Below are 21,054 nucleotides of genomic sequence, written 5' to 3'. Positions count from 1 at the left end.
GAAAATGAAATGGGATTTTTATGTGATAGAACATTATATTGAGATTGTTTCTGTGATAGTATAGTGTTATTGATGACTTCTATCATTGTGTATTTGCATCTTTCTTTGTAACTTTGTGTTCAAACCAATGTCTGGCTTATAGTATTGTTTGTTTTGGTTGATAGGTAATAAAGAATTTGTAATGACTTACGCTAATATTATTCTCCCCCTTCCTCTTGAAGGCTATTTTACGTATGGTGTACCCGATGCATTGGTATCTCGGATGACAGCTGGTGTACGAGTGTCTGTGCCTTTGGGAAAGAGTAAAATCTATGTGGGCATTGTTGCGGAATATCCTGTAAATATACCGAATCCATCGGAGAATGATGCTGTAGGCGGAAAGAAGATTACCTATAAGAATATCATAGATGTACTGGATAACACTCCTGTACTTTTATCACAGCAGCTAAAGCTCTGGCATTGGATATCCGATTACTATATGTCGCCAATTGGGGATGTCTATAAGGCTGCATTGCCATCGGGACTGAAAGAGGAATACGGTTATCGGCCACGAACAGAACTTTATATCCGATTAGCTGACAACTTACGTCATGAAAGGACGCTCTCACTTATGATTGACTCTATGAAGCGTGCAGCGAAACAAGTGGAAGTGCTTATGGCTTATTTGCAATTGGCTGGTGTCGATGAAATGGCAGAAATTACACCAGAGACAGTACTGCGAGAGGTGACCAGAGAGGAGTTGATGAACGTTACTCATGCTTCTGTTGGTATTATTCGTGCTTTACAGGATAGGAAAATATTGGTTACCTATGAGAAGGAGGTCGGTAGACTGAACAGTGGAAAGCCATCACATCCAGAGAATATAAAACCTCTAAACGAGGCACAGACGGAGGCTTACAATCAGATTCTTTTGCAAATGATGTCTCATCGTGTGACACTACTACATGGAGTGACCTCTTCTGGGAAGACAGAAATATACATCCATCTCATTCAGAAAGCCCTCAATGAGCATAAACAGGTGTTATACCTCTTGCCTGAGATTGCCCTAACCGTACAGATAACAGAACGTCTGAAGGCCGTTTTTGGCGATCGATTGGGAATTTATCATAGTAAGTATAGCGATGCAGAGCGTGTGGAAATATGGCATAAGCAGTTGTCTGATTCACCTTATGATGTTATTTTAGGTGCAAGAAGTGCTATTTTTCTCCCATTTCATCGGTTAGGTCTTGTCATTATAGATGAAGAACATGAACAGAGTTTTAAGCAACAAGACCCTGCTCCTCGTTATCATGCTCGCTCAGCAGCGATAGTGTTGGCACAGATGTATCCTAATGCAAAGACGCTTTTGGGAACAGCTACACCCTCGATGGAAAGCTATTACAATGCGAAACAAGGTAAGTATGGGCTTGTTGAGCTGACACGTCGTTATAAAGATATCCAACTTCCCGAAATAGAGATTGTTGATATAAAGGATCTTTATCGTCGAAAGATGATGACAGGTCCCTTCTCTCCGCGTCTTCTCTCTGCTGTTCGTGAGGCTTTGGGGCGTGGCGAACAAGCTATTCTATTTCAGAATCGACGTGGCTTTGCGCCGATGGTGGAGTGTAGACAGTGTGGGTGGGTTCCAAAGTGTCCAAACTGTGATGTTTCGTTGACGTATCATAAGAATATGAACTACCTCTCTTGCCACTATTGTGGTTATACGATGAAGGTGCCAGATGTTTGCCCTTGTTGTGAAAGTGAGGATATCCGTGGTCGTGGTTATGGTACGGAGAAGATTGAAGATGAGATTCGCTATATCTTCCCTGAGGCTCGTATAGCTCGTATGGACCTTGATACAACCCGCACACGTAATGCTTATGAGCGTTTGATTAACGACTTCTCTATAGGGAAGAGTAATCTTCTGATAGGTACGCAGATGATTTCAAAGGGTCTTGACTTTGATAAGGTTTCGGTCGTAGGAATCCTCAATGCAGACTCGATGTTGAATTATCCGGACTTTCGTGCATACGAGCAAGCGTTTATGATGATGAGTCAAGTGAGTGGACGAGCAGGCAGAAAGGGTAGACAGGGTTTGGTTATTCTGCAGACAAAGAGTCCAGATTTGCCGGTCATTCAGCAAGTAGTGCGTAATGATTATCAGTCGTTTTATTCCGACTTACTTACTGAGAGGCTGGAATTTCATTATCCTCCATTCTATCGACTTGTCTATGTCTATTTGAAGCATAGGGATGAAAATACGGTAAATTCAGCAGGTTTGGAATTAGGAAGTCGGCTCCGTGAAATCTTCAGTGACCGTGTGTTAGGTCCTGACAAGCCTGCTGTAGCTCGAGTGAAGACCTTAAACATTAGAAAGATTATGCTAAAGTTGGAGAATGGTATTGACTATTCTCGTGTTCGCCAATATCTTCGTGGAGCCTTAGAAGCCATGTTGAAGGATAAGAGATATGGTGCTCTTCAAGTGTATTACGACGTTGATCCACTTTAGTATATAGTTTCTTGTCACTTTTCTAAAGTCTTATTCTCTAAATTATTTTCATGAAGAAAAATATTTTTTATCGTGAAAATAAATATTTCTTTTCATGAAAATAATTTCTTTTGTTCATGAAAATAAATGAATGGAGTTGGTTGTTAGGGTTGGATTGGAACTTATGTTAGTCCTTTCTAAAATGTTGTTTGACCACTTTTAAAGCATATTTTCCAAATAAGATAAGATGTGAAAAGCATCTTTTATCTCATGTATTAATAGGTTTAAGATGGATGTTAGTCAAGGTAGGGGTAAAGTTCTTTAAAGCCTTCAACAATGTCATTGATGAGGTTGGGATTATCTTTTAATTGCTGTTTACATATTATCAAATACGCACTCTTCATGAGGTTATAATGATGTTCAAACTCTTCTGAGTTAAAGTAGGTCTGCATATACCTACTATATACTCGGAATCTTTTTGTTTCAAGTTCAGACTCTCCAATAGAGTTAGCACCAATAAAGCCGAAAGAAGCTTTATCGTCTTTCCCAGAAACTTCTTTCATAATAGCCATACAAGTCTGTATACATTCTCTTGGCTCGTTAAGTCCCGTTAAGATATTATACTTCTTATCACTATTTCTATGTGCTTTTAGATGGAACTTGACGGCATAAAAATGTTGTGAATAAACCTCTACCCACACCCAATAAGTCTGATGACTTTTATTAGACTTAAACGAATACAAAAGTTTATAAAGTAAAAAGCCTTGAGGTCCATCCCAAGGCTCATCTATTTTCTTCACAAATCTGTAAGGATAATAACTCAGGCTCATTTCTGTAGGTATTTAAGTATTGAGGTAAGCATCAATCTTCATTCTCTCAGCTTCCTCTTTTGGTACACGAACAAACCCATTCCCACTGAAGAGAATCTCTCTCTCTTCGGTAGATAAGTATCTTGCAATCCTTTGCAAACTTTCTAATTTCTTTTTCTCTTGGTATGCTTGTTTGGAAGCAATCTTTGATGCAAGCGTTGATATTGTTGTTCCCATAAACTTATTCCTTTCTGCTGCAAATATATGAATATTAGTTGAAAACGACAAGTAATTGTGATGAAATTATAAAAGTGTAGAGGCAGTCAGAATCACTCTGACTGCCTCTTAATGGTATTAGTTGTGGAAAACGGTAGATTTATTTGTGGCTTAGAAATCAATATCAAGTCCTACACCGAGTACCTTATTGGTACGAGTGAAGATATCGGTGTTTTTGGTTGCGAGAGTCTTAGGCTGCATAGTTACAGTACCATCAGGCTGTGTCACCTGCTCCTGACCTGCTTCGATAGCATCATTGTATTCCTTCTTGAAGTTTGAATAGTTGGTAAAGAAGTAAGCAATGTTGAGATGAGCGTTCTTTGCAACCTTAATCTTTGCGCCGAAACCGAAGCTGTAACTGCTCGTTACGAAGCTAAGATCGGTCAGGTATTTACCATCGCCAAGTCCGTAGAGCGTACGCTGGCCACCTGCGCTGACTGTCACTGAAGGGTTGATATCCCACTCAACACCAGCAAGGAACTCTTGTGTGTTATGCTTAAGGAAGCGCTGCTTGTCATTGTCCATGCGTGCATCCTTATCGAAATAGTGGTTATATCCTGCCATAACACGGAGGTTCTTCAGTACTTCATACTGTGCACCGAGTGCAAGAATACCTGGAATATCGTTTGGTGTGTTCACGCCATTCTCGTACTTTTTGGTGTCATCACGCTTTGTGTTGTTCTCAATATTGAACTTTGTGGTAAACTCATAGCGTGCTGCGAAGTTCCATTTGCCAGTGCGGTAGTCAATACCGAGGATTGGAGTGATACCCCATCCGCGCTGAGAAACCTCTAAATAGCGGTCTTTTACCTTTTCCTTACTACTGTCCAACTTGTCTGCACCTGCACGAACGAGCTTTGCACCTGCAGTTGCCTTCTGTGCTCCAACCGCGTATTGGTCTGCTGCAGCCTGTAACTGAGCCTTTGTTGTAGGATCGGTAGCTTTATCAGCTTGTGCACGAAGGGCATCTGCTTGGGTCTGTGCAGCAACAGCCTGTGTTTGCAATGCGCTTGCCTTTTCGTTCAAAGCGTTAACCTTTGATTGGAAATAGTCGTAGAGATTCTGGTTGTTTCCACCCACATTTGCTGAAATGTTGGTGATACTACCTTGGTATTTGTTGTAGATATAATTGAAACGAGCACCACCAAATACAGAGAGATTCTCGTTAATCTTATAAGCAACACCGAGTTGGAGACCGAAGTTATACTGCTGACCGCTCATATAGCTTTGAAGGCTATAGCTGGTTGCAGGCGTTTCCTGCTGTCCAAGTAGTGCCGCAAAAGTAGGCAACTGCTGGTTGATAAGTGCTGGGAGGAGCGATACTGGACGTTCAAATGTAGGAAGACCGTCGTTGAATGCAGCCTTACCGCCGCCACCGGTTAAACCAAATCCAGCTTGGAAACTCCATTTATCTTTATTATATGCCACCTGGAAAGATGGGAGGATAGGCACAGAGGCCTTACCTTGATAGAACTTACTACCATCAGTTGTATTGCCACCATTCAGCTTGAATGGATACTCATAAGGAGTATTAGCTAATGCAGGCACACTGAAAGTAGATGTTATCTCACGTGTCTGATATACGTTCTGGAAGTTAAGAGAGAGATGAAAACCTTGGTCAAGGAAAGCTACACCAGCAGGGTTAAAGTAAACACCGTCAATACCAATAGCACCTACACGTGCAAAGTTACGGTTAAATGCGATGCTCTGATTGGTGTTTGTAAGCAATCCTCCGGCTTGTGTTGTTGTTGCCATTGCGAGCAATGCAGCTGCAAGGACAGTCTTCTGATACTTCATTGTTGATTCGTAAGTGTATATAAAACTTATATATTTTGGTTGCAAAGTTATGAATATTGTTCTAAACTTCCAAATTTTCGTTTGTTTTTTCTCATTTTTAGTTAAAATGTGCAGCGTTAATTAGGTAGTTAAAGGGCTGAAATAAGATTATGTCGTTATATGAATAGAATGGGAATAGAAGAAAGACTTATCTATATGCAGGGTATTACTATCCCATATTAGATGGTCTTGCAGAGAGTGATAAGCTAAAAGATAAAAACGATTTGATACTATGTCTATCTGTTTCCTACAAATAACTTGATTCCTACATCACAGGTGTTTGTAAACTAATTTTATGCCACTCAAAACCAATACATGCTCTTTTGGCTTCTTAAAGATGCCTAATTAACTTGCAAAAGATGCCCTTTTGGAGTCTAACTAACGCCCTTTTGAAGTCCAATTAAGCACCTTTTGAAGTGCAGTTTCGCAAAGGCTTGATAGCGAATAACTTACAAAGGTGTTATTGGTGCTCAATTTTAGCCTTATTTCCTGTCTTTTTATGACTTGTTTTGTAAAGAAAATTCTAAAGTCTTAAACACTAAAGTATCAAAGAAAACAGGCTAATAACCTCTGCTTTCTCTATGTATCGATGGTGCCTTCGTTCCTTCTATTACTTTTTAAATCTTCTTCCGTGTTTTCCTTTTTTCTGTGTGGCATCATGTCAAAGTTCTAAGCTTAAGAGGTAAGCCTTATCATTTCAAATGATTGAAGCTCCTAAAAAGAACCCCCACTATGTTACTATTGTTGTAACTTAGTGAGGTCTCTTGGCGTTTATGTATCTTCCTTTTGGAAAGGAAGGGGAGAGGAGTCAGCCTTGTGGTTGTCCTCAAGCTTCTATACTTTCAACTGTGGGTACTGAATACGAGTATGATACATCGCTTTCAGACGTTCGATAAGTACAGCCTTAGCAGCGGTGATGTCACGGAATGTGATAGGACAATCCGTGAAGTTTCCATCAGCAACTTGACCATCAATGAGTCGGTTTACCAATCCACTGATACTCTCTTCGGTGTATTCCTGTAGAGAACGTGAAGCAGCCTCGACGGTATCACTCATCATAAGAATAGCCTGTTCGCGTGTGAAAGGATTTGGTCCAGGGTAACGGAATAAGTCTTCGTTGACCTCCTCATCTGGATGTTCATTCTTGTAGTGTATGTAGAAATACTTGGCAAGTCCAGCACCATGATGGGTGGTAATAAACTCCTTAATCTCACGTGGGAGGTTGTATTTTTCTGCAAGTTTCAGACCTTCCGTCACATGGCTGATGATGATACGTGCGCTCTCAAGGTCGTTTAGTTTGTCATGTGGGTTGATGCCTGCCTGATTCTCGGTAAAGAATGCAGGGTTGAGCATCTTGCCAATGTCATGATAGAGCGCACCAGTACGTACCAACTGGCCCTTTGCGCCGATTCTACTGGCTATTTCTGTGGCAAGATTACCAACCGTGATAGAGTGCTGGAACGTACCAGGAGCAACCTCACTGAGTCGGCGTAGCAGTTCATTGTTTGTGTTTGACAACTCAAACATTGTTACGGTAGATACGAAGCCGAAAGTCTTCTCGATGACCAACATCAGTGGATAGGTAAAGAGAAGGAAGAAGCCATTGACAGCAAAGTGGTAATACATGGTGCGATCAAGCTTCGAGAAATCGTCTGCCTGTATGAGTTGGAGCGATAGGTACACTGCTGCTGAGGCAATTGTAACAAGGAGTGCGGTAAGGAAGATTTGACTTCTCTTTGATAATTCGCGCAAAGAATAAATCGCCACGAGGCCAGCAACAAACTGTACGATAATGAATTCGTATTGATATTTGACAGCCACCGCACAGATAAGTACCATTGTCATGTGTCCTATGAAGGCTGTTCGTGAGTCCATAAACACACGGAAGAATATCGGAGCCATACTGAATGGAAGGATATACACACTCAGAATGTTATGCTCCATCATTAAGGATGTGAGGATAGGATAGATGACTATCATCACATAAAGTAGTGAGATGGAACGTGGTTTGTTAAAATAATCTTTTCTGAAAAGTGCCAAGTAGAGTGTGAAAAGGCAAATGAAGATTAGGACGTAGATGGTCTGCCCGATGAAGGTAGATGTTATCTCGTCTTCAGTAGCCTTGCGCTTCTCCATTGCTTGTTCAAAGGAATTAAGCACACGATAGGTCTTTGCATCGACAATGTCACCACGATCGATGATGCGTTGTCCCTCCAGTACCATGCCTGAAGCCTGCGGAATAAGACTTAGCATGTCGTTCATCTCCGTCTCACTACGGTCTTTGTCATAGACAAGGTTTGCCTCTATGTAGTCGTTAAGATTACATTGCTGAAGTACGGAACGCTTCGGACCTAACAAAGGGTCCATGAAAAGCTGCTCATAGGCACCAAGGGTAGAGTAGGTCTTATTAATAGGTACACTCACTGCCTGCTTACCAGTTACGACACGGATGTAATGGTTACTGTCCTTGGCAAGTGTAGAGTACTGTTGTGGATCAATGATTCCAGCCTCATAGATTTCGTGTAGCCGGTGGGCAATCGCATCGATATAGTCTTTTGACAAGCCTGGTATACCATCCTTGTATGCCTGCTTAAACTGTTCAATCTTCTTCTGTTCAACCGTTTGGTTAATGTTGTAATAAGGTTGGAAATGCTTTGTGATAGAGTCTTTCTCAACCTTCAACGCAGCATCAGTCTTAAAGATAGGGAAGTCGAACTTAGCAATCAACTGTCCGTACATCCATGGTTTTCCTTCGTCATAATGGAAAAGTTTACCTTGTGTACGGGGTAAAAATAGCACTATCAAAACGACGGCAACGATGATCAAGGCTACTCTTGAAACCATGTTCCGCCAATAGGGGTTGCTTATGTTTTTGAATCTTATCATCTTATATATTGTTTCGTAAATGTTATAACAAGCTGTTGTATCTTGTTGCGTAATCCTCTAACAACTTGCGAAAATACTAAAAATATAGCGGATAGTCAAAAAAAAGCATTAATTTTGCAGGAAAATATAATATTTAAGACAATGGCAGAAAGAAATGTGAGAGTGCGTTTTGCTCCAAGTCCAACAGGTGCTTTGCATATTGGTGGTGTGCGTACTGCTTTGTATAACTACCTTTTCGCTCGTCAACATGGCGGCAAACTTATCTTCCGTATTGAAGACACAGACTCTAATCGTTTTGTTCCAGGGGCAGAGGAATATATCCTCGACTCTTTTGATTGGTTAGGTATTAAGTTTGATGAGGGTGTTAGCTTTGGTGGCGAACATGGTCCTTATCGTCAGAGTGAACGTCGTGATATTTATAAAAAGTACGTCAATCAGCTTTTAGAAGCTGGTAAGGCATACATTGCTTTTGATACTCCAGAGGAGTTGGATGCGAAGCGTAAGGAAATTGAAAACTTCCAGTACGACGCACACACTCGTCTGCAGATGCGTAACTCTTTGACAATGCCAAAGGAGGAAGTTGAAAGTCTGATAGAAGATGGTCAACAATATGTTGTTCGTTTCAAGATAGAAACAGGTGAGGAAGTTCATGTTAATGATATGATTCGTGGTGATGTTTGCATCAAGACAGATATCCTTGATGATAAAGTTTTGTTTAAGAGTGCAGACGAATTACCAACTTATCACCTTGCAAACATCGTTGATGATCACTTGATGGAAATCTCTCACGTTATTCGTGGTGAGGAATGGTTGCCAAGTGCACCGTTACATGTGTTGCTTTATCGTGCCTTTGGTTGGGAAGATAGTATGCCACGCTTTGCCCATCTGCCTTTGTTGTTGAAGCCAGAGGGTAAGGGTAAGCTCAGTAAACGTGATGGTGACCGCCTTGGTTTCCCTGTGTTCCCATTGGAGTGGCACGACCCTAAGACAGGTGAAGTAAGTTCTGGCTATCGTGAGAGTGGCTATTTCCCAGAGGCAGTAGTCAACTTCTTGGCACTTTTGGGCTGGAACCCTGGCACAGAACAGGAACTCTTCTCGCTTGAGGAACTCGTAAAAGCATTTGATATCACGAAGTGTTCAAAGAGTGGAGCTAAGTTTGACTATCAGAAGGGTATGTGGTTTAACCACGAATACATCCTCCAAAAGTCTGATGATGAGATAGCACAACTCTTCGCACCAATCGTAGCTAATAATGGCATCGAGGCTACTATGGAGCAGGTGACACAGGTTGTACACATGATGAAAGACCGTGTTAGCTTCGTGAAAGAACTTTGGGAGCTTTGCTCTTTCTTCTTCATTGCACCAACAAGCTATGATGAGAAGACTGTTAAGAAACGTTGGAAGGAATATTCTGCACAGCAGATGAGCGAGCTTGCTGATGTCTTGGAGGGAATAGAAGACTTCAGTGTTGAAGGTCAGGAACCTATTGTTTTGAAGTGGGTAGAGGACAAAGGCTATAAGCTTGGTGATATCATGAACGCATTCCGACTCACCCTTGTTGGTATTGGTAAGGGTCCTGGAATGTTCGATATATCTGCTTTCCTTGGCAAAGAGGAAACCTTGAAGCGTATGCACAAGGCTATTGAGGTGTTGGGATAAGCACCTTGAAAGGCTAAATTAATTGAGCCGAGTATGTATAATATAATAATGTATGTCATCCAGTTTGGTATCGCTGTGGGTAGTCTTTTCAATGAAAAGCTACGCAGGATGTGGCGAGGAGAACAGGAGGCAGTGCGGATTTTACGTGAGAAGGTGGAGCCAGACGCTCAATATGTTTGGTTTCATGCTGCTTCATTGGGCGAGTTCGAACAAGGTCGCCCTTTGATAGAGCAGATACGAAAAGACTGTCCGCAATATAAGATTCTGCTTACTTTCTTTTCTCCTTCTGGTTATGAGGTGAGGAAGAATTATGAGGGCGCAGACATCATCACCTACCTTCCTATAGATACGGTGGGCAATGCACGCAGATTCCTACGTGCAGTTCGTCCTGTCATGGCGTTCTTTATCAAGTATGAATTCTGGTATAATTACCTGCATATCCTGCAGTATCGTGATATACCAGTCTATAGTGTGTCAAGCATTTTCCGTCCAGATCAAATCTTCTTTAAGTGGTATGGTCGTGGTTATGGTCGTGTCTTGAAGTGCTTTAGCCGTTTCTTTGTTCAGAATGAGGAGAGCAAGGAACTCCTGAATAAGATAGGAATCTCTGACGCTGTTGTTGTGGGTGATACTCGCTTCGACCGTGTTTTGCAAATCAAGGAAGCAAGCAAGAAACTACCATTGGTGGAGAAATTCGTCAATAGGGATGCTACTGATAGAAAGAAAGTCTTTGTGGCAGGATCATCATGGCAGCCTGATGAGGAAATCTTCCTTAAGTACTTTAATGAACATAGGGACTGGAAACTTATTATTGCACCGCACGTTATCGGAGAAGATCATCTAAAGACTATCCTCTCACTGATAAAGGATAAGAAGGTAATACGCTACACACAGGCAACAGAAGAGAATGTTGCTGATGCAGATGTATTGATTATCGACTGTTTTGGTTTGTTGTCATCGATTTATCATTATGGTGATGTCGCCTACGTCGGTGGTGGTTTCGGTGTAGGAATCCACAATGTTCTTGAGGCTGCTGTGTGGGATATGCCAGTTCTCTTTGGTCCTAATAACAAGCATTTTGCTGAAGCACAAGGACTCTTGCGTGATGGTGGTGGCTTTGAAGTTTTCGACTTTGAAAGTTTTAGTTTGTTGATGAATCACTTTGCTGAAGACGAAGAATATCGCTCTGCTTGTGGTTCTTTGGCAGGTACTTATGTCGAGAGTTTGGCTGGTGCTACAAATAAAGTTCTAAGCAACGTAAAGTTATGAAATATCAGATAACGTGTGATAACTGTGGAACACAGTTTATTGTTGAGGCTGAAGAAGGACAGACAATCGAGTGTACTTGTCCTCATTGTCATGGTGTCATGGAGGTTACATTACCTTTGGTGAGTGCTGGTCAGCAGTATGAACAACCTACAGGTTTTACCTCACAAGCGCAGCAGGTACAAGGAGAAACGCACAAGAAAGACAGCAATGCAATCCTTTGGGGCGTTGTTATCGGTCTACTTCTATTGGCTGGTGGTGTAGGTGCTTATTTCACTTTCGGCTCTTCTTCGCCAGAAACACCTGTGACTGATAGCATCCCTAATGATACGATTCCATATGAATCTCCTATTCAAGCAGAGCAAACTCCATCTGTTGATACTGTGGCAACAGCCCCAGCAGAGCCTGAGCAGAAGGAAGAAGAGCAAGTTGAAGAACAGCCAGAAGAAGACGCAGATACCATTGCTGTACCAGGACACGATGAGTAACTTCAACGATACACATAACGAATAAAACAGAAATATATACATGGGAAAGATTATTTTAACAGGTGACCGCCCTACAGGTAAACTTCACTTGGGTCACTACGTGGGTTCTCTCCGCCGTCGTGTGGAACTTCAGAACCTCGGAGACTACGATAAGATGTTTGTCTTTATGGCAGACGTACAGGCGTTGACAGATAATGCTGACAACCCAGAGAAGATTCGACAGAATATTATTGAGGTAGCTTTAGATTATCTCTCTGCTGGCTTGAGTCCAGAGAAATGTACACTCTACATACAGAGTCAGATTCCTGAAATAGCCGAACTGACTACTTTCTTGATGAATCTTGTCAGCGTAAGCCGTGTTCAGCGTAACCCGACGGTGAAGACTGAGATTAAGATGCGCAACTTTGAAGCTAATATCCCAATGGGCTTCTTTGCTTATCCTGTTTCTCAGGCTGCTGATATTGCAGCTTTTAAGGCTACTACTGTCCCTGCAGGTGAGGATCAAGAGCCTATGTTGGAGTTGACACGTGAACTCGTACGTCGCTTCAATCAGATTTATGCACCAGTACTCGTTGAGCCTGCTATTATGTTGCCAGAGAACGCTACGGCACGTCGTCTGCCTGGTACAGATGGTAAGGAGAAGATGAGTAAGAGTCTTGGTAACTGTATCTATCTCTCTGACGATGCTGACACCGTATGGAAGAAGGTGAAGACAATGTACACTGATCCAACTCACTTGAATGTGTCTGACCCAGGTCATGTTGAGGGTAATGCTGTGTTTACTTACCTTGATGCCTTCTCAACAGATGAGGACTTCGCTGAGTTCTGGCCAGAGTTCCAGAACCTTGATGAGTTGAAATCTGCTTATACAGCCGGTGGTATCGGTGATATGAAGTGTAAGAAGTTGCTCAATAGTGTATTGAACAAGATGTTGGACCCAATCCGTGCGCGCCGTCGTGAGTACGAACAGGATATTCCAGAGATCTATAATATCCTCAAGAAGGGCTCATTGGAAGCACGAGAAACCGCTGCCCAGACAATGGATGAGGTACGTGCAGCTATGCAGATTAACTATTTCGAGGATACCGACTTGATTCAGAGTCAGGCTGAGCGATTCAGACAGAAGTAAGTCTTTGGCTCTACTTTAAAGTCATATAGCAGTCTTATTCCATCTTTTTATAGAAGGAATAAGACTGTTTTTTGTGTCTAATAGTCTTGCAGTTAGTACTCTTGATTAAGTTTTCTTACCTGTTCTAACGTATGTGCGAACGCCCCGCACGTATGGTGTGGACGCTTAACACCATTGGTGTGGAGGCTTAGCACGCTACAATAAGTTCTAATTCTTCGAACGATTTATTGGTCCGAAAGAACCATATTACTAAAGGTTAATCATTTTCTTAAGTCTAAGTTATTATTTATATTGAGTGGAGGAGGGTAGATGAAGAATCCCTTTTCGTCTGATAGTCAGTAGAGTTTACATTCGCCTTGATTAAAATTAATGATTATTTAGAAAATATTTCTTAGCATAATTTGTGTCAAATAAAAAAAGTCCCTACATTTGCCTATATCAACCTAAACAATATATAACATCGGCAAATGGCGTTCTGCGGAAAGGGGAATAATACCTCCTCTCGTAATAAGCCATTAATATCGTGAACATAAATAGAATATCATTTTAATAATTTTATATCCTTTCGTGCTGCTGTAGGCATGACGCTCTTTGTCAACAGTTTTGCGGAGGAACTAAACAATCTTTACTATTAAAAGTTAGATGCGCATGATTTTACACATCAAGCCAATCGGTTTTACGTTATGCATGGGTGTATCTTTCTTGATGTCAACGCAAGGATTTGCAGTGTCAAAGCTGCCTGTTCAAAGCGTACAGCAATCAGGGAAATGCACGGGTATTATTCTTGACGAACAAGGAGAGCCTATCATTGGTGCCACTGTTCAAGTGAAAGGTACAAGTAATGGAGCTGTTACTGATTTAGACGGTCGCTTCTCTTTATCAAACATTCCTCCTGGTAGTATTATTGTTATTAGCTACATTGGTATGGACACCAAGGAGGTAAAATGGGATGGTCAGGAAATTAAAGTGACGTTAAAGGAGGAACAGCATGCTCTCAACGAACTTATTGTGACAGGTTATGGTGGTCAACAGAAGCGTGCTACGTTGACAACAGCTATCTCTAAGATGGATAATAAGGTGTTAGATGCGGCAGCTTTCTCAAATGTCGGTAGTGCATTGCAGGGTAGTGTGACAGGTCTTCAGGTTGTCAATAGCTCTGGTCAGCCAGGCACTGCGCCTTCTATCACCTTGCGTGGTGGTGCTTCTATCACAGGAAGTGCTCCTGCATTGATTATCGTTGATGGTGTTGAGCGCACTTTGTCAGAGATTAACCCATCTGATATCGAGTCAATTGAAGTATTGAAGGATGCGGCGTCAACTGCAATTTATGGTGCGAGAGCAAACGGTGGTGTAATCCTTGTTACAACAAAGCGTGCTCAAGCGGGAACTTCCAGCATTAATTATCGTTTGAAAGTGGGTGCCAACTTCAAGCGTGATGACTATAAGTTCATGAATGCCCGTAACTATCTTTACTATAACCGAATGGGTTTCAAGCGTTATGCTGATGCTATGGAAGGACACGGAAGGGCTGCTAATGTCGATGCACAGAATGGTTATTCTGGTCGTGGATATACTGATTACACTCCACGTACGGATGTTATGTATTACGATGCAACCAATCCTGAGCACCAAAGACTGCTAACTGAAGAAGGATGGGAGGTTATGGACGACCCTTACTATGGTGCAACAAATGGTGCAAAGCTTATCTTTAAGGATTATGGAGGTCTTTTAGAAGATGCAATCTACCATAATCAAACCCTTACACAAGACCATTATCTGAGCTTCAGCGGTGGTAATAACATGGGTTCTTTTGTAGCTTCATTAGGTTACTATAATGAGAATGGTGTTGTACGTAATACTTCTTTCCGTCGTTTCACTGGTAGCGTGAAGGGTGATTATCAAATCAAGCCTTGGCTGAAGGTGCGTGCTGGTGCACAATACACCTGGTTTACGAAGCCGGATAGTTATTTTGGCTCATGGAGTTCTTTGTTCTATCGTACCCGTTCACAGCGTCCTACATGGAATCCTTACCTTGCTGATGGTTCTCCAGCACCAGGTTGGAGTAGCTCAGATGGTAACTATATGTATTGGAATGATAAACTCACGATGGAGAATGGTTCACGTTCAGAAACCTTCAACATAGGTTTTGACTTGACATTAATACCTAAGCATCTGAAGATGTCAGCCAATGGATCTATTTATCATGTGCTGAATCAGAATGAAAGCTTCAATAAAGCTTATTACACACAGAGCAATCCTAATAGCATCAATACGACACGTCGTGCATATGCTTATATGATGAAGGATACACAGATACAGCTTAATACGATATTGAATTACTTCGATACGTTTGCTGAGCATCATAATGTCGACTTCATGTTGGGTGCGGAGTATTATGATTATAACTACTTCTGGATGAATGCCTCTACAAAGAATTCACCTACAGATGATATCCCTACACTCAATGCTGGTGCTGATAAGGATAGCAATCCAAAGTCTGAGAAGTCTGGTAATCGTATCGAGTCTCTCTTCGGACGCTTCAATTATGATTACAAACAGAAGTATTTGCTCAGCTTTACTTTCCGCTATGATGGTAACTCTAAGCTAAAAGATAACCGTTGGGGTTTCTTCCCTGGCATCTCTTTGGGTTGGAACATGATGGAAGAAGACTTCTGGAAGGAGTCTAAGTTGTCGAATTTTATTAGTAATATCAAACCTCGTATTAGTTATGGTAGCAATGGTAATGTGAGTGGTATTGGTGATTTCTATATCTATGGAATCTATGACCAACTTACAAACTATCATGGTAACACTGCTTTCTACGATCGTTCGCTTGTGAATACAGCCTTAAAGTGGGAGCAGAGTCATACGTTTGAGGCTGGTCTTGACCTTGGTTTCTTCAAGAACCGTTTGTCATTGATTCTCGATTACTACGTTCGTAATACGAGTAATCTGCTTCAGAGCGTGAGTCTTCCATCCTACTTAGGTTTCTCTTCTATCCAAACAAACTTGGGTAAGTTGCGTAATCAAGGATTTGAAATGGAGGTGCGTGCAACCCCTGTTCACCTAAAGAACAGCTTCCGTTGGGACCTTTCTTTCAACCTCTCAACTGTAAAGAATACGATTATTCAGCTTCCTAAGAGCGACCGTCCATTTAATCAACTTCAAGGAGTAGAGGTTGCTGCGGGCAAGGTTGGCGCTGATGGCAAGACTCCTACTAAGTGGATTGGTGGTTATCGTGAGGGTGGAACACTCGGAGAACTCTATGGTTACAGCCAAGATCACATCTTTAGAGATTGGGATGATGTAAAGGCAAATGCTAACAAACGTATTGATAACATTGCAAAGTTGTACGGTCCTGGTCTTGCTGATGAAGTAAACCCACAGACTGGAGTGCTTTATAAGAACTCAACAGGCTGGAAGGCTATTGAGCCTGGTGATGTTTGTTGGGAGGATATCAATGAAGATGGTATCATCAACTCACTCGACCGTAAGGTGTTGGGTAACTCAAGACCAACGGTAACAGGAGGTTGGACAAGTACGTTAAGCTATAAGAACCTCTCATTATTTGCTCGTTTCGATTACGCTTTGGGTCATACAATCTACAATGATCTCAAGGCTCGCTCTATGGGACAATATCAAGGCCAGTTCAATCTTATAGAGAATGTACAAGATATGTGGACTGAAACCAATCCTGGTGCCAGCTATCCAGCATTCAGTTATGCCGACCAGTTGAATAAGCAGAACATCTGGCGTGAAGGCTCTAAGTTCTTTGAGAAGGCTGGTTACATGGCTTTACGTGAGATAACATTGAGTTATACCTTACCAAGAACATGGATTAAGGCAATGAAGATGGCGAATGCCAATGTTTATGTGACAGGACAGAACCTCTTCTATCTTACCCCTTATGACGGAGCTTCTCCTGAAGCAATCTTGGACGGATATGACTACGGTCGTTACCCAACTCCTCGCACACTTATCTTTGGATTAAACGTTACATTTTAATTAAGCAATGTTACTTACAATGAAAAAGTTACTATCCTATATAACAGCTGCAGCTCTCAGCCTTTCGCTGACAGGCTGTATGGACATTGAGCCAGTTAGTACTATTACCGATGCAAACTACTGGAAGAATCCTGATCAAGTACAAGCTTTCAATCAAGGACTGAGTTCTTGGATGCGAAGCTATGCTGATAAGTATATCGTCTGGGGTGAGATGCGAAGTAATATCTATAGTGGAACCTCTTTTAGTGGTGAGGCTCCACAGGGTTATGACCGTCTATGGAATAACACACTTGAGAAGAGTAGTGCGGTAGTAGGCAACTATGGAGGTCTTTATACTGGTATCAACCAAATCAATTTGATGATAGATAAGGTGAATGAAGCTGGCTATCTGACAGATGCGGAGAAGACTAACTACCTTGCTGGTGCTTATGGTATGCGTGCTTTCTTGTATTTCCAGTTGCTCCGTACCTATGGTGATGTTATTGTTTATCTACAGCACACGGAGGGCAAGACTATTGACTTAGGTAAGGTTGCCCGTAAGCAGGATGCAGCTGCTGACGTAATGAAGCAGATTAAGGCAGACATCTCGGCTTCAGAAACCGCTTATAACAATAACTATAAGTTCACCAACGGACGTACTTATTGGTCGCTTGCTGCAACCAAGATGCTTAAAGGTGAGGTATATCTGTGGAGTGGAAAGCAGATGGGTGGTGGTGCTGCAGATTATCAGACTGCGCTTACAGCTTATCAAGAGGTTCAGAATAATGCCGATGTAAGTTTGCTTGACAACTTTGAAGATGTCTTTGCATATGATAACAAGGAGAATAAAGAGATTATCTATGCACTCCATAATCGAGAGAATGAAACTTCTTTGTGGGGCGGACTTTACACTTCACTCGTAATGAACAAGCAGAATGTAGGTGCTTATCGTCTGCATAACGATGCTGGTCAGGCAATTCAGTTTAGTGAGTCACCGAATCTAAACTTGCGTTTAGGTAGTGGTGTAATGCGTTTTCCACTGGATAAACGTTTGTGGACTAAGCTCTATACAAATGATAATGATAAACGTAAGAAGGCTTCTTTGGCGGATGTTTATCAGGCTTCTGATGGTTCATACGTTGGTAATATCTGTAATAAGTTCCATGGAACATTGATTGCTGGTAGTTCTGCCACATCATGGTATGACGATCAACCGATTTATCGTTATGCAGAGTGTTTGCTTGGTATTGCTGAGGCTAAGGCTTTCTTAGGTCAGGACCCATCAACAGAAATCAATCAAGTTCGTCGTCGTGCATACGGTGCAACCTACTTCAATGCTCATACAGAGGTGCAATATCCAAATGATGTAAGTACTGGAGGAAGTTCCGCACTGACCAACTTCTATACCGATAACCCATTTGTTGGTGGTGATGAGGACCCAATAGAAGCTATCCTTAAAGAGCGTATGCGCGAGTTCTTGTTTGAAGGAAAGCGTTGGCATGATATTCGTTTGGTTGATAAGGCTACAAAGTATTCAACAGCAAGTGCCGACCGCTTGTTGTGGCCTATTGATGAAACAACGAAGTCAACCAATGCAGAGCTGAAACAGACTCCAGGCTACGGAGATTAATTCAAAAGACCATTAAGTTTTATTTTATAGGGGAAAGTACGGGAGAGTGTTCTCGTCTTCCCCCTTTCTTTTGCAGGTAATTAGCAAGACGCTCTGTTCCCTATTAATGTTATTAGGCATACATTATGTGTATTAATCGTTTGTTCGTGCCTTGCCATAGGTTATGATTTTTTTTATATACCATCTTCAAATCTTGTGTTGATGCTCCGCACATATGGTGCTCATGCTCCGCACCAATGGTGCTAAGCATGAATTAAACTACTCATATGCCCATTTATTCTAAGAATAGACTTGTTTATTGTCAGTTGGTTTACTAACTTTTAGGTATTGCACGCTCTATAGAATATTAATACTTTTGCATTGATAGTTGAATACATATTTTTTACTTAAGACTCTATTCGTTGTTACACGGAGTCTTTAAACTACAAGTTAGATGAAGAATAACAGAAAAATACTTATCTGCAAAGGGGTGTATAATACTTGTTCGTTATATAGAAAGGTGATTTATCTAACACTTTTTTCATGTTTTTTCATGCTTAGTGGAAATGCACAAGAGGTGAATAAGCGTGATACAACTGTTGAGATGAAAGAAGTTATGGTGACAGCACGTAGCGAGATTAGGAAGTTGAAGGAGTCGGCTATGCCTATATCTGTTATAGGACAGCGTCAGTTACAAGGTACAGCGACAAATATTAATGACGTACTTGCGCGTACAGTTGGAGTTACCGTGCGAAATACAGGAGGTTTAGGTAGTGCCTCTCGCATTTCACTTCGTGGCTTAGAAGGTAAGCGCATGGGAATGTATGTGGATGAAGTTCCGATGTCGCAATTGAGTAACTTTGTTGCCTTAAATGATATTCCTACGAATATGATAGAGCGCATAGAGGTTTATAAAGGTATTGTCCCTTATAAGTTTGGTGGCTCAGCCTTAGGCGGAGCAGTCAATGTAGTAACAAAGGAATACCCACCTGTTTATTTTGACTTCTCATACGAGTTAGGTTCATTTAACACACATCAAGTATCAACGGTGTTTAAACGTACCAATCATAAAACTGGTCTACAATTTGGTATTGGTGGAGCCTTCTCGTTTTCAAAGAACAATTACAAGATGACCTTGGCAAATTTGGACAATAGAATTGTGGAAAGAGACCATGATAAGTTCAATAAAGTCATGGCTGGAATGTCTGTTAAGGCTACGAAATGGTGGTTTGATGAAATGAAGTGGGAACTTATTTTCCTTAAGACACGTCAGGAAATACAAGGAATCGACCTCGATGTGCGTGAGGCTTATAACCATTCTGTTAGTGGATTGACGGCATTGACACTAAAGCGTAAGAATTTCTTTTTAGATGGTCTCGATTTTGATTTTGATATAGGATATATCATTGGCAGGTATGGTTTGAATGATAAGGCTTCAAATCGTTATGATTGGGATGGAAACAAGTTGCCTGCAGTCTCTCCATACGGAGGAGAGCAGAATAACTTCCCTTCAGATGGAAGAAACCGGTCGAACGAGTTGACGGCGAAGCTTAATTTGGGATATACCATAGATAAGCATCATGGCATTAATTTGAATGTTTACTTTGATAGGAATTCACTTCATCCAAATGACTCTTTAATGGATAAAGCCTTGGGATTTCAATCAAATTTCCCAAGTAAGATGAAAACCTTAACAACGGGTTTGTCATACGATCTGACCCTCTTTGATGGTCGTTTCCAGAATGCTTTTACTTTAAAGAACTTTATTTTCTCATCTCATTCTCGTAGTATAGATGTTTTTTCGGTACGTGCGCCAGAGCCCGTAAAAGTGTCTAAATCTTATTTTGGATTCAGTGATGCCTTTCGTTATAAGTTTACAGATGACTTGATGCTAAAGGCTTCTTTTAATTCAGAGGTGCGAATACCTACAAGTGAGGAGTTGATAGGTAATGGATATTCTATCCTCGCATCCCCAGCTTTGAAGCCTGAGCGTACATCTGGTGTCAATCTTGGTATGCTTTATCGTCACTTAAAACAAGATGGTGGACTTGTTGAGATAGAGTTGAATGGTTTTTATAATCAGTTGAAAGACATGATAAGGTTCACGCCTGATATGATTCCTACGATGGCTCGCTATCGTAACTTTGGTAGTGTACGTACGAGAGGTGTTGAACTTGATGTTAAGGGAGATGTCTGTCCAGTACTTTATCTTTATGCGAATGGTACTTATCAAGACCTTCGTGACGTCAGAAAGCTAACTCCTGGTACTACTGTTGAGAATCCCACCTATATGAAACGTATCCCAAACGTACCTTATCTATTAGCAAACTTTGGTGCAGAGTTTCATAAAGAAAACCTCTTTGGAGGAAAGGAACAGAACACACGTTTCCTCTTTGATGCTTCATACGTGCATACATATTACTATGATTTTGAAGTAAGTCGGTATCAAGATAAGAAGATTCCTTCTGCTTTGACGATGGATGCAGCAATAGAACATAGTTTCAAGAATGACCAATGGGTTTTAACGTTTAAGGTAAAGAATCTTATGGATCGCCATGTTGTATCAGAGTTTAATCGCCCTCTGCCAGGAAGATATATAGGAGTAAAAGTTAGATATCTTCTGAAGTAAGAGGCAATAAGACTTT

12 protein-coding genes are annotated in these 21,054 nt (G+C 41.4%); 8 read left to right on the top strand and 4 right to left on the bottom strand.

Annotation, left to right across the window (positions count from 1 at the left end):
* Positions 1–181: 181 nt before the first annotated feature.
* The gene (priA, locus tag HMPREF1505_RS02710) at positions 182–2,488 is read left to right on the top strand and encodes a primosomal protein N' (protein ID WP_036922142.1); all 2,307 of its coding nucleotides are present in this window, start codon (positions 182–184) and stop codon (positions 2,486–2,488) included.
* Positions 2,489–2,763: 275 nt separating this feature from the next.
* Here priA and HMPREF1505_RS02705 read toward each other — a convergent pair whose 3' ends face one another.
* The 4 genes from HMPREF1505_RS02705 to HMPREF1505_RS02690 all read right to left on the bottom strand — a co-directional run bounded on the left by HMPREF1505_RS02705 (position 2,764) and on the right by HMPREF1505_RS02690 (position 8,274).
* Positions 2,764–3,297 carry a hypothetical protein gene (locus HMPREF1505_RS02705; protein ID WP_036922140.1) on the bottom strand — a complete coding sequence of 178 codons (534 nt, stop codon included), beginning with the start codon at positions 3,295–3,297 and terminating at the stop codon, positions 2,764–2,766.
* Positions 3,298–3,309: 12 nt separating this feature from the next.
* Positions 3,310–3,513, bottom strand: coding sequence for a hypothetical protein (locus tag HMPREF1505_RS02700; RefSeq protein ID WP_036922138.1), 204 nt, complete (start codon positions 3,511–3,513; stop codon positions 3,310–3,312).
* Between the two features lie 150 nt (positions 3,514–3,663).
* Positions 3,664–5,349, bottom strand: coding sequence for a membrane protein (locus HMPREF1505_RS02695; RefSeq protein WP_036922135.1), 1,686 nt, complete (start codon positions 5,347–5,349; stop codon positions 3,664–3,666).
* An 873-nt stretch (positions 5,350–6,222) separates the two neighbouring features.
* Complete coding sequence (locus tag HMPREF1505_RS02690) at positions 6,223–8,274, bottom strand: HD family phosphohydrolase (protein ID WP_036922132.1); 2,052 nt, start codon at positions 8,272–8,274, stop codon at positions 6,223–6,225.
* A gap of 141 nt (positions 8,275–8,415) precedes the next feature.
* Here HMPREF1505_RS02690 and gltX point away from each other — a divergent pair, with 141 nt between their 5' ends.
* The 7 genes from gltX (at position 8,416) to HMPREF1505_RS02655 (ending at position 21,038) form a co-directional block, all read left to right on the top strand.
* Positions 8,416–9,933, top strand: a complete 1,518-nt coding sequence (gltX, locus tag HMPREF1505_RS02685) for a glutamate--tRNA ligase (RefSeq protein WP_036922130.1) — start codon at positions 8,416–8,418, stop codon at positions 9,931–9,933.
* Positions 9,934–9,966: 33 nt separating this feature from the next.
* Positions 9,967–11,202 carry a 3-deoxy-D-manno-octulosonic acid transferase gene (locus HMPREF1505_RS02680; protein ID WP_036922127.1) on the top strand — a complete coding sequence of 412 codons (1,236 nt, stop codon included), beginning with the start codon at positions 9,967–9,969 and terminating at the stop codon, positions 11,200–11,202.
* Positions 11,199–11,687, top strand: a complete 489-nt coding sequence (locus tag HMPREF1505_RS02675) for a hypothetical protein (protein ID WP_036922124.1) — start codon at positions 11,199–11,201, stop codon at positions 11,685–11,687. The genes HMPREF1505_RS02680 and HMPREF1505_RS02675 overlap by 4 nt, the downstream gene beginning before the upstream one ends.
* 40 nt (positions 11,688–11,727) lie before the next feature.
* Positions 11,728–12,816, top strand: coding sequence for a tryptophan--tRNA ligase (gene trpS, locus HMPREF1505_RS02670; RefSeq protein WP_036922121.1), 1,089 nt, complete (start codon positions 11,728–11,730; stop codon positions 12,814–12,816).
* A 648-nt stretch (positions 12,817–13,464) separates the two neighbouring features.
* Entirely contained in the window at positions 13,465–16,821 is a 3,357-nt protein-coding gene (locus HMPREF1505_RS02665) for a TonB-dependent receptor (RefSeq protein WP_036922178.1), read from the top strand.
* A gap of 19 nt (positions 16,822–16,840) precedes the next feature.
* The gene (gene nanU / locus HMPREF1505_RS02660; RefSeq protein WP_036922175.1) at positions 16,841–18,430 is read left to right on the top strand and encodes a SusD family outer membrane lipoprotein NanU; all 1,590 of its coding nucleotides are present in this window, start codon (positions 16,841–16,843) and stop codon (positions 18,428–18,430) included.
* Between the two features lie 433 nt (positions 18,431–18,863).
* Entirely contained in the window at positions 18,864–21,038 is a 2,175-nt protein-coding gene (locus HMPREF1505_RS02655) for a TonB-dependent siderophore receptor (RefSeq protein ID WP_036922118.1), read from the top strand.
* Positions 21,039–21,054: the final 16 nt, after the last annotated feature.

This window comes from Prevotella sp. ICM33 (assembly GCF_000517825.1).
GTDB lineage: Bacteria > Bacteroidota > Bacteroidia > Bacteroidales > Bacteroidaceae > Prevotella > Prevotella melaninogenica.
Note: the sequence above shows the minus strand (reverse complement) of the source record. Positions and strands in the feature narration are given on the sequence as shown.

Coding starts and splice junctions, on each gene's coding strand:
- priA (WP_036922142.1), top strand. CDS start 182: ATGACTTACGCTAATATTATTCTCCCCCTTCCTCTTGAAGGCTATTTT.
- HMPREF1505_RS02705 (WP_036922140.1), bottom strand. CDS start 3,297: ATGAGCCTGAGTTATTATCCTTACAGATTTGTGAAGAAAATAGATGAG.
- HMPREF1505_RS02700 (WP_036922138.1), bottom strand. CDS start 3,513: ATGGGAACAACAATATCAACGCTTGCATCAAAGATTGCTTCCAAACAA.
- HMPREF1505_RS02695 (WP_036922135.1), bottom strand. CDS start 5,349: ATGAAGTATCAGAAGACTGTCCTTGCAGCTGCATTGCTCGCAATGGCA.
- HMPREF1505_RS02690 (WP_036922132.1), bottom strand. CDS start 8,274: ATGATAAGATTCAAAAACATAAGCAACCCCTATTGGCGGAACATGGTT.
- gltX (WP_036922130.1), top strand. CDS start 8,416: ATGGCAGAAAGAAATGTGAGAGTGCGTTTTGCTCCAAGTCCAACAGGT.
- HMPREF1505_RS02680 (WP_036922127.1), top strand. CDS start 9,967: ATGTATAATATAATAATGTATGTCATCCAGTTTGGTATCGCTGTGGGT.
- HMPREF1505_RS02675 (WP_036922124.1), top strand. CDS start 11,199: ATGAAATATCAGATAACGTGTGATAACTGTGGAACACAGTTTATTGTT.
- trpS (WP_036922121.1), top strand. CDS start 11,728: ATGGGAAAGATTATTTTAACAGGTGACCGCCCTACAGGTAAACTTCAC.
- HMPREF1505_RS02665 (WP_036922178.1), top strand. CDS start 13,465: ATGATTTTACACATCAAGCCAATCGGTTTTACGTTATGCATGGGTGTA.
- nanU (WP_036922175.1), top strand. CDS start 16,841: ATGAAAAAGTTACTATCCTATATAACAGCTGCAGCTCTCAGCCTTTCG.
- HMPREF1505_RS02655 (WP_036922118.1), top strand. CDS start 18,864: ATGAAGAATAACAGAAAAATACTTATCTGCAAAGGGGTGTATAATACT.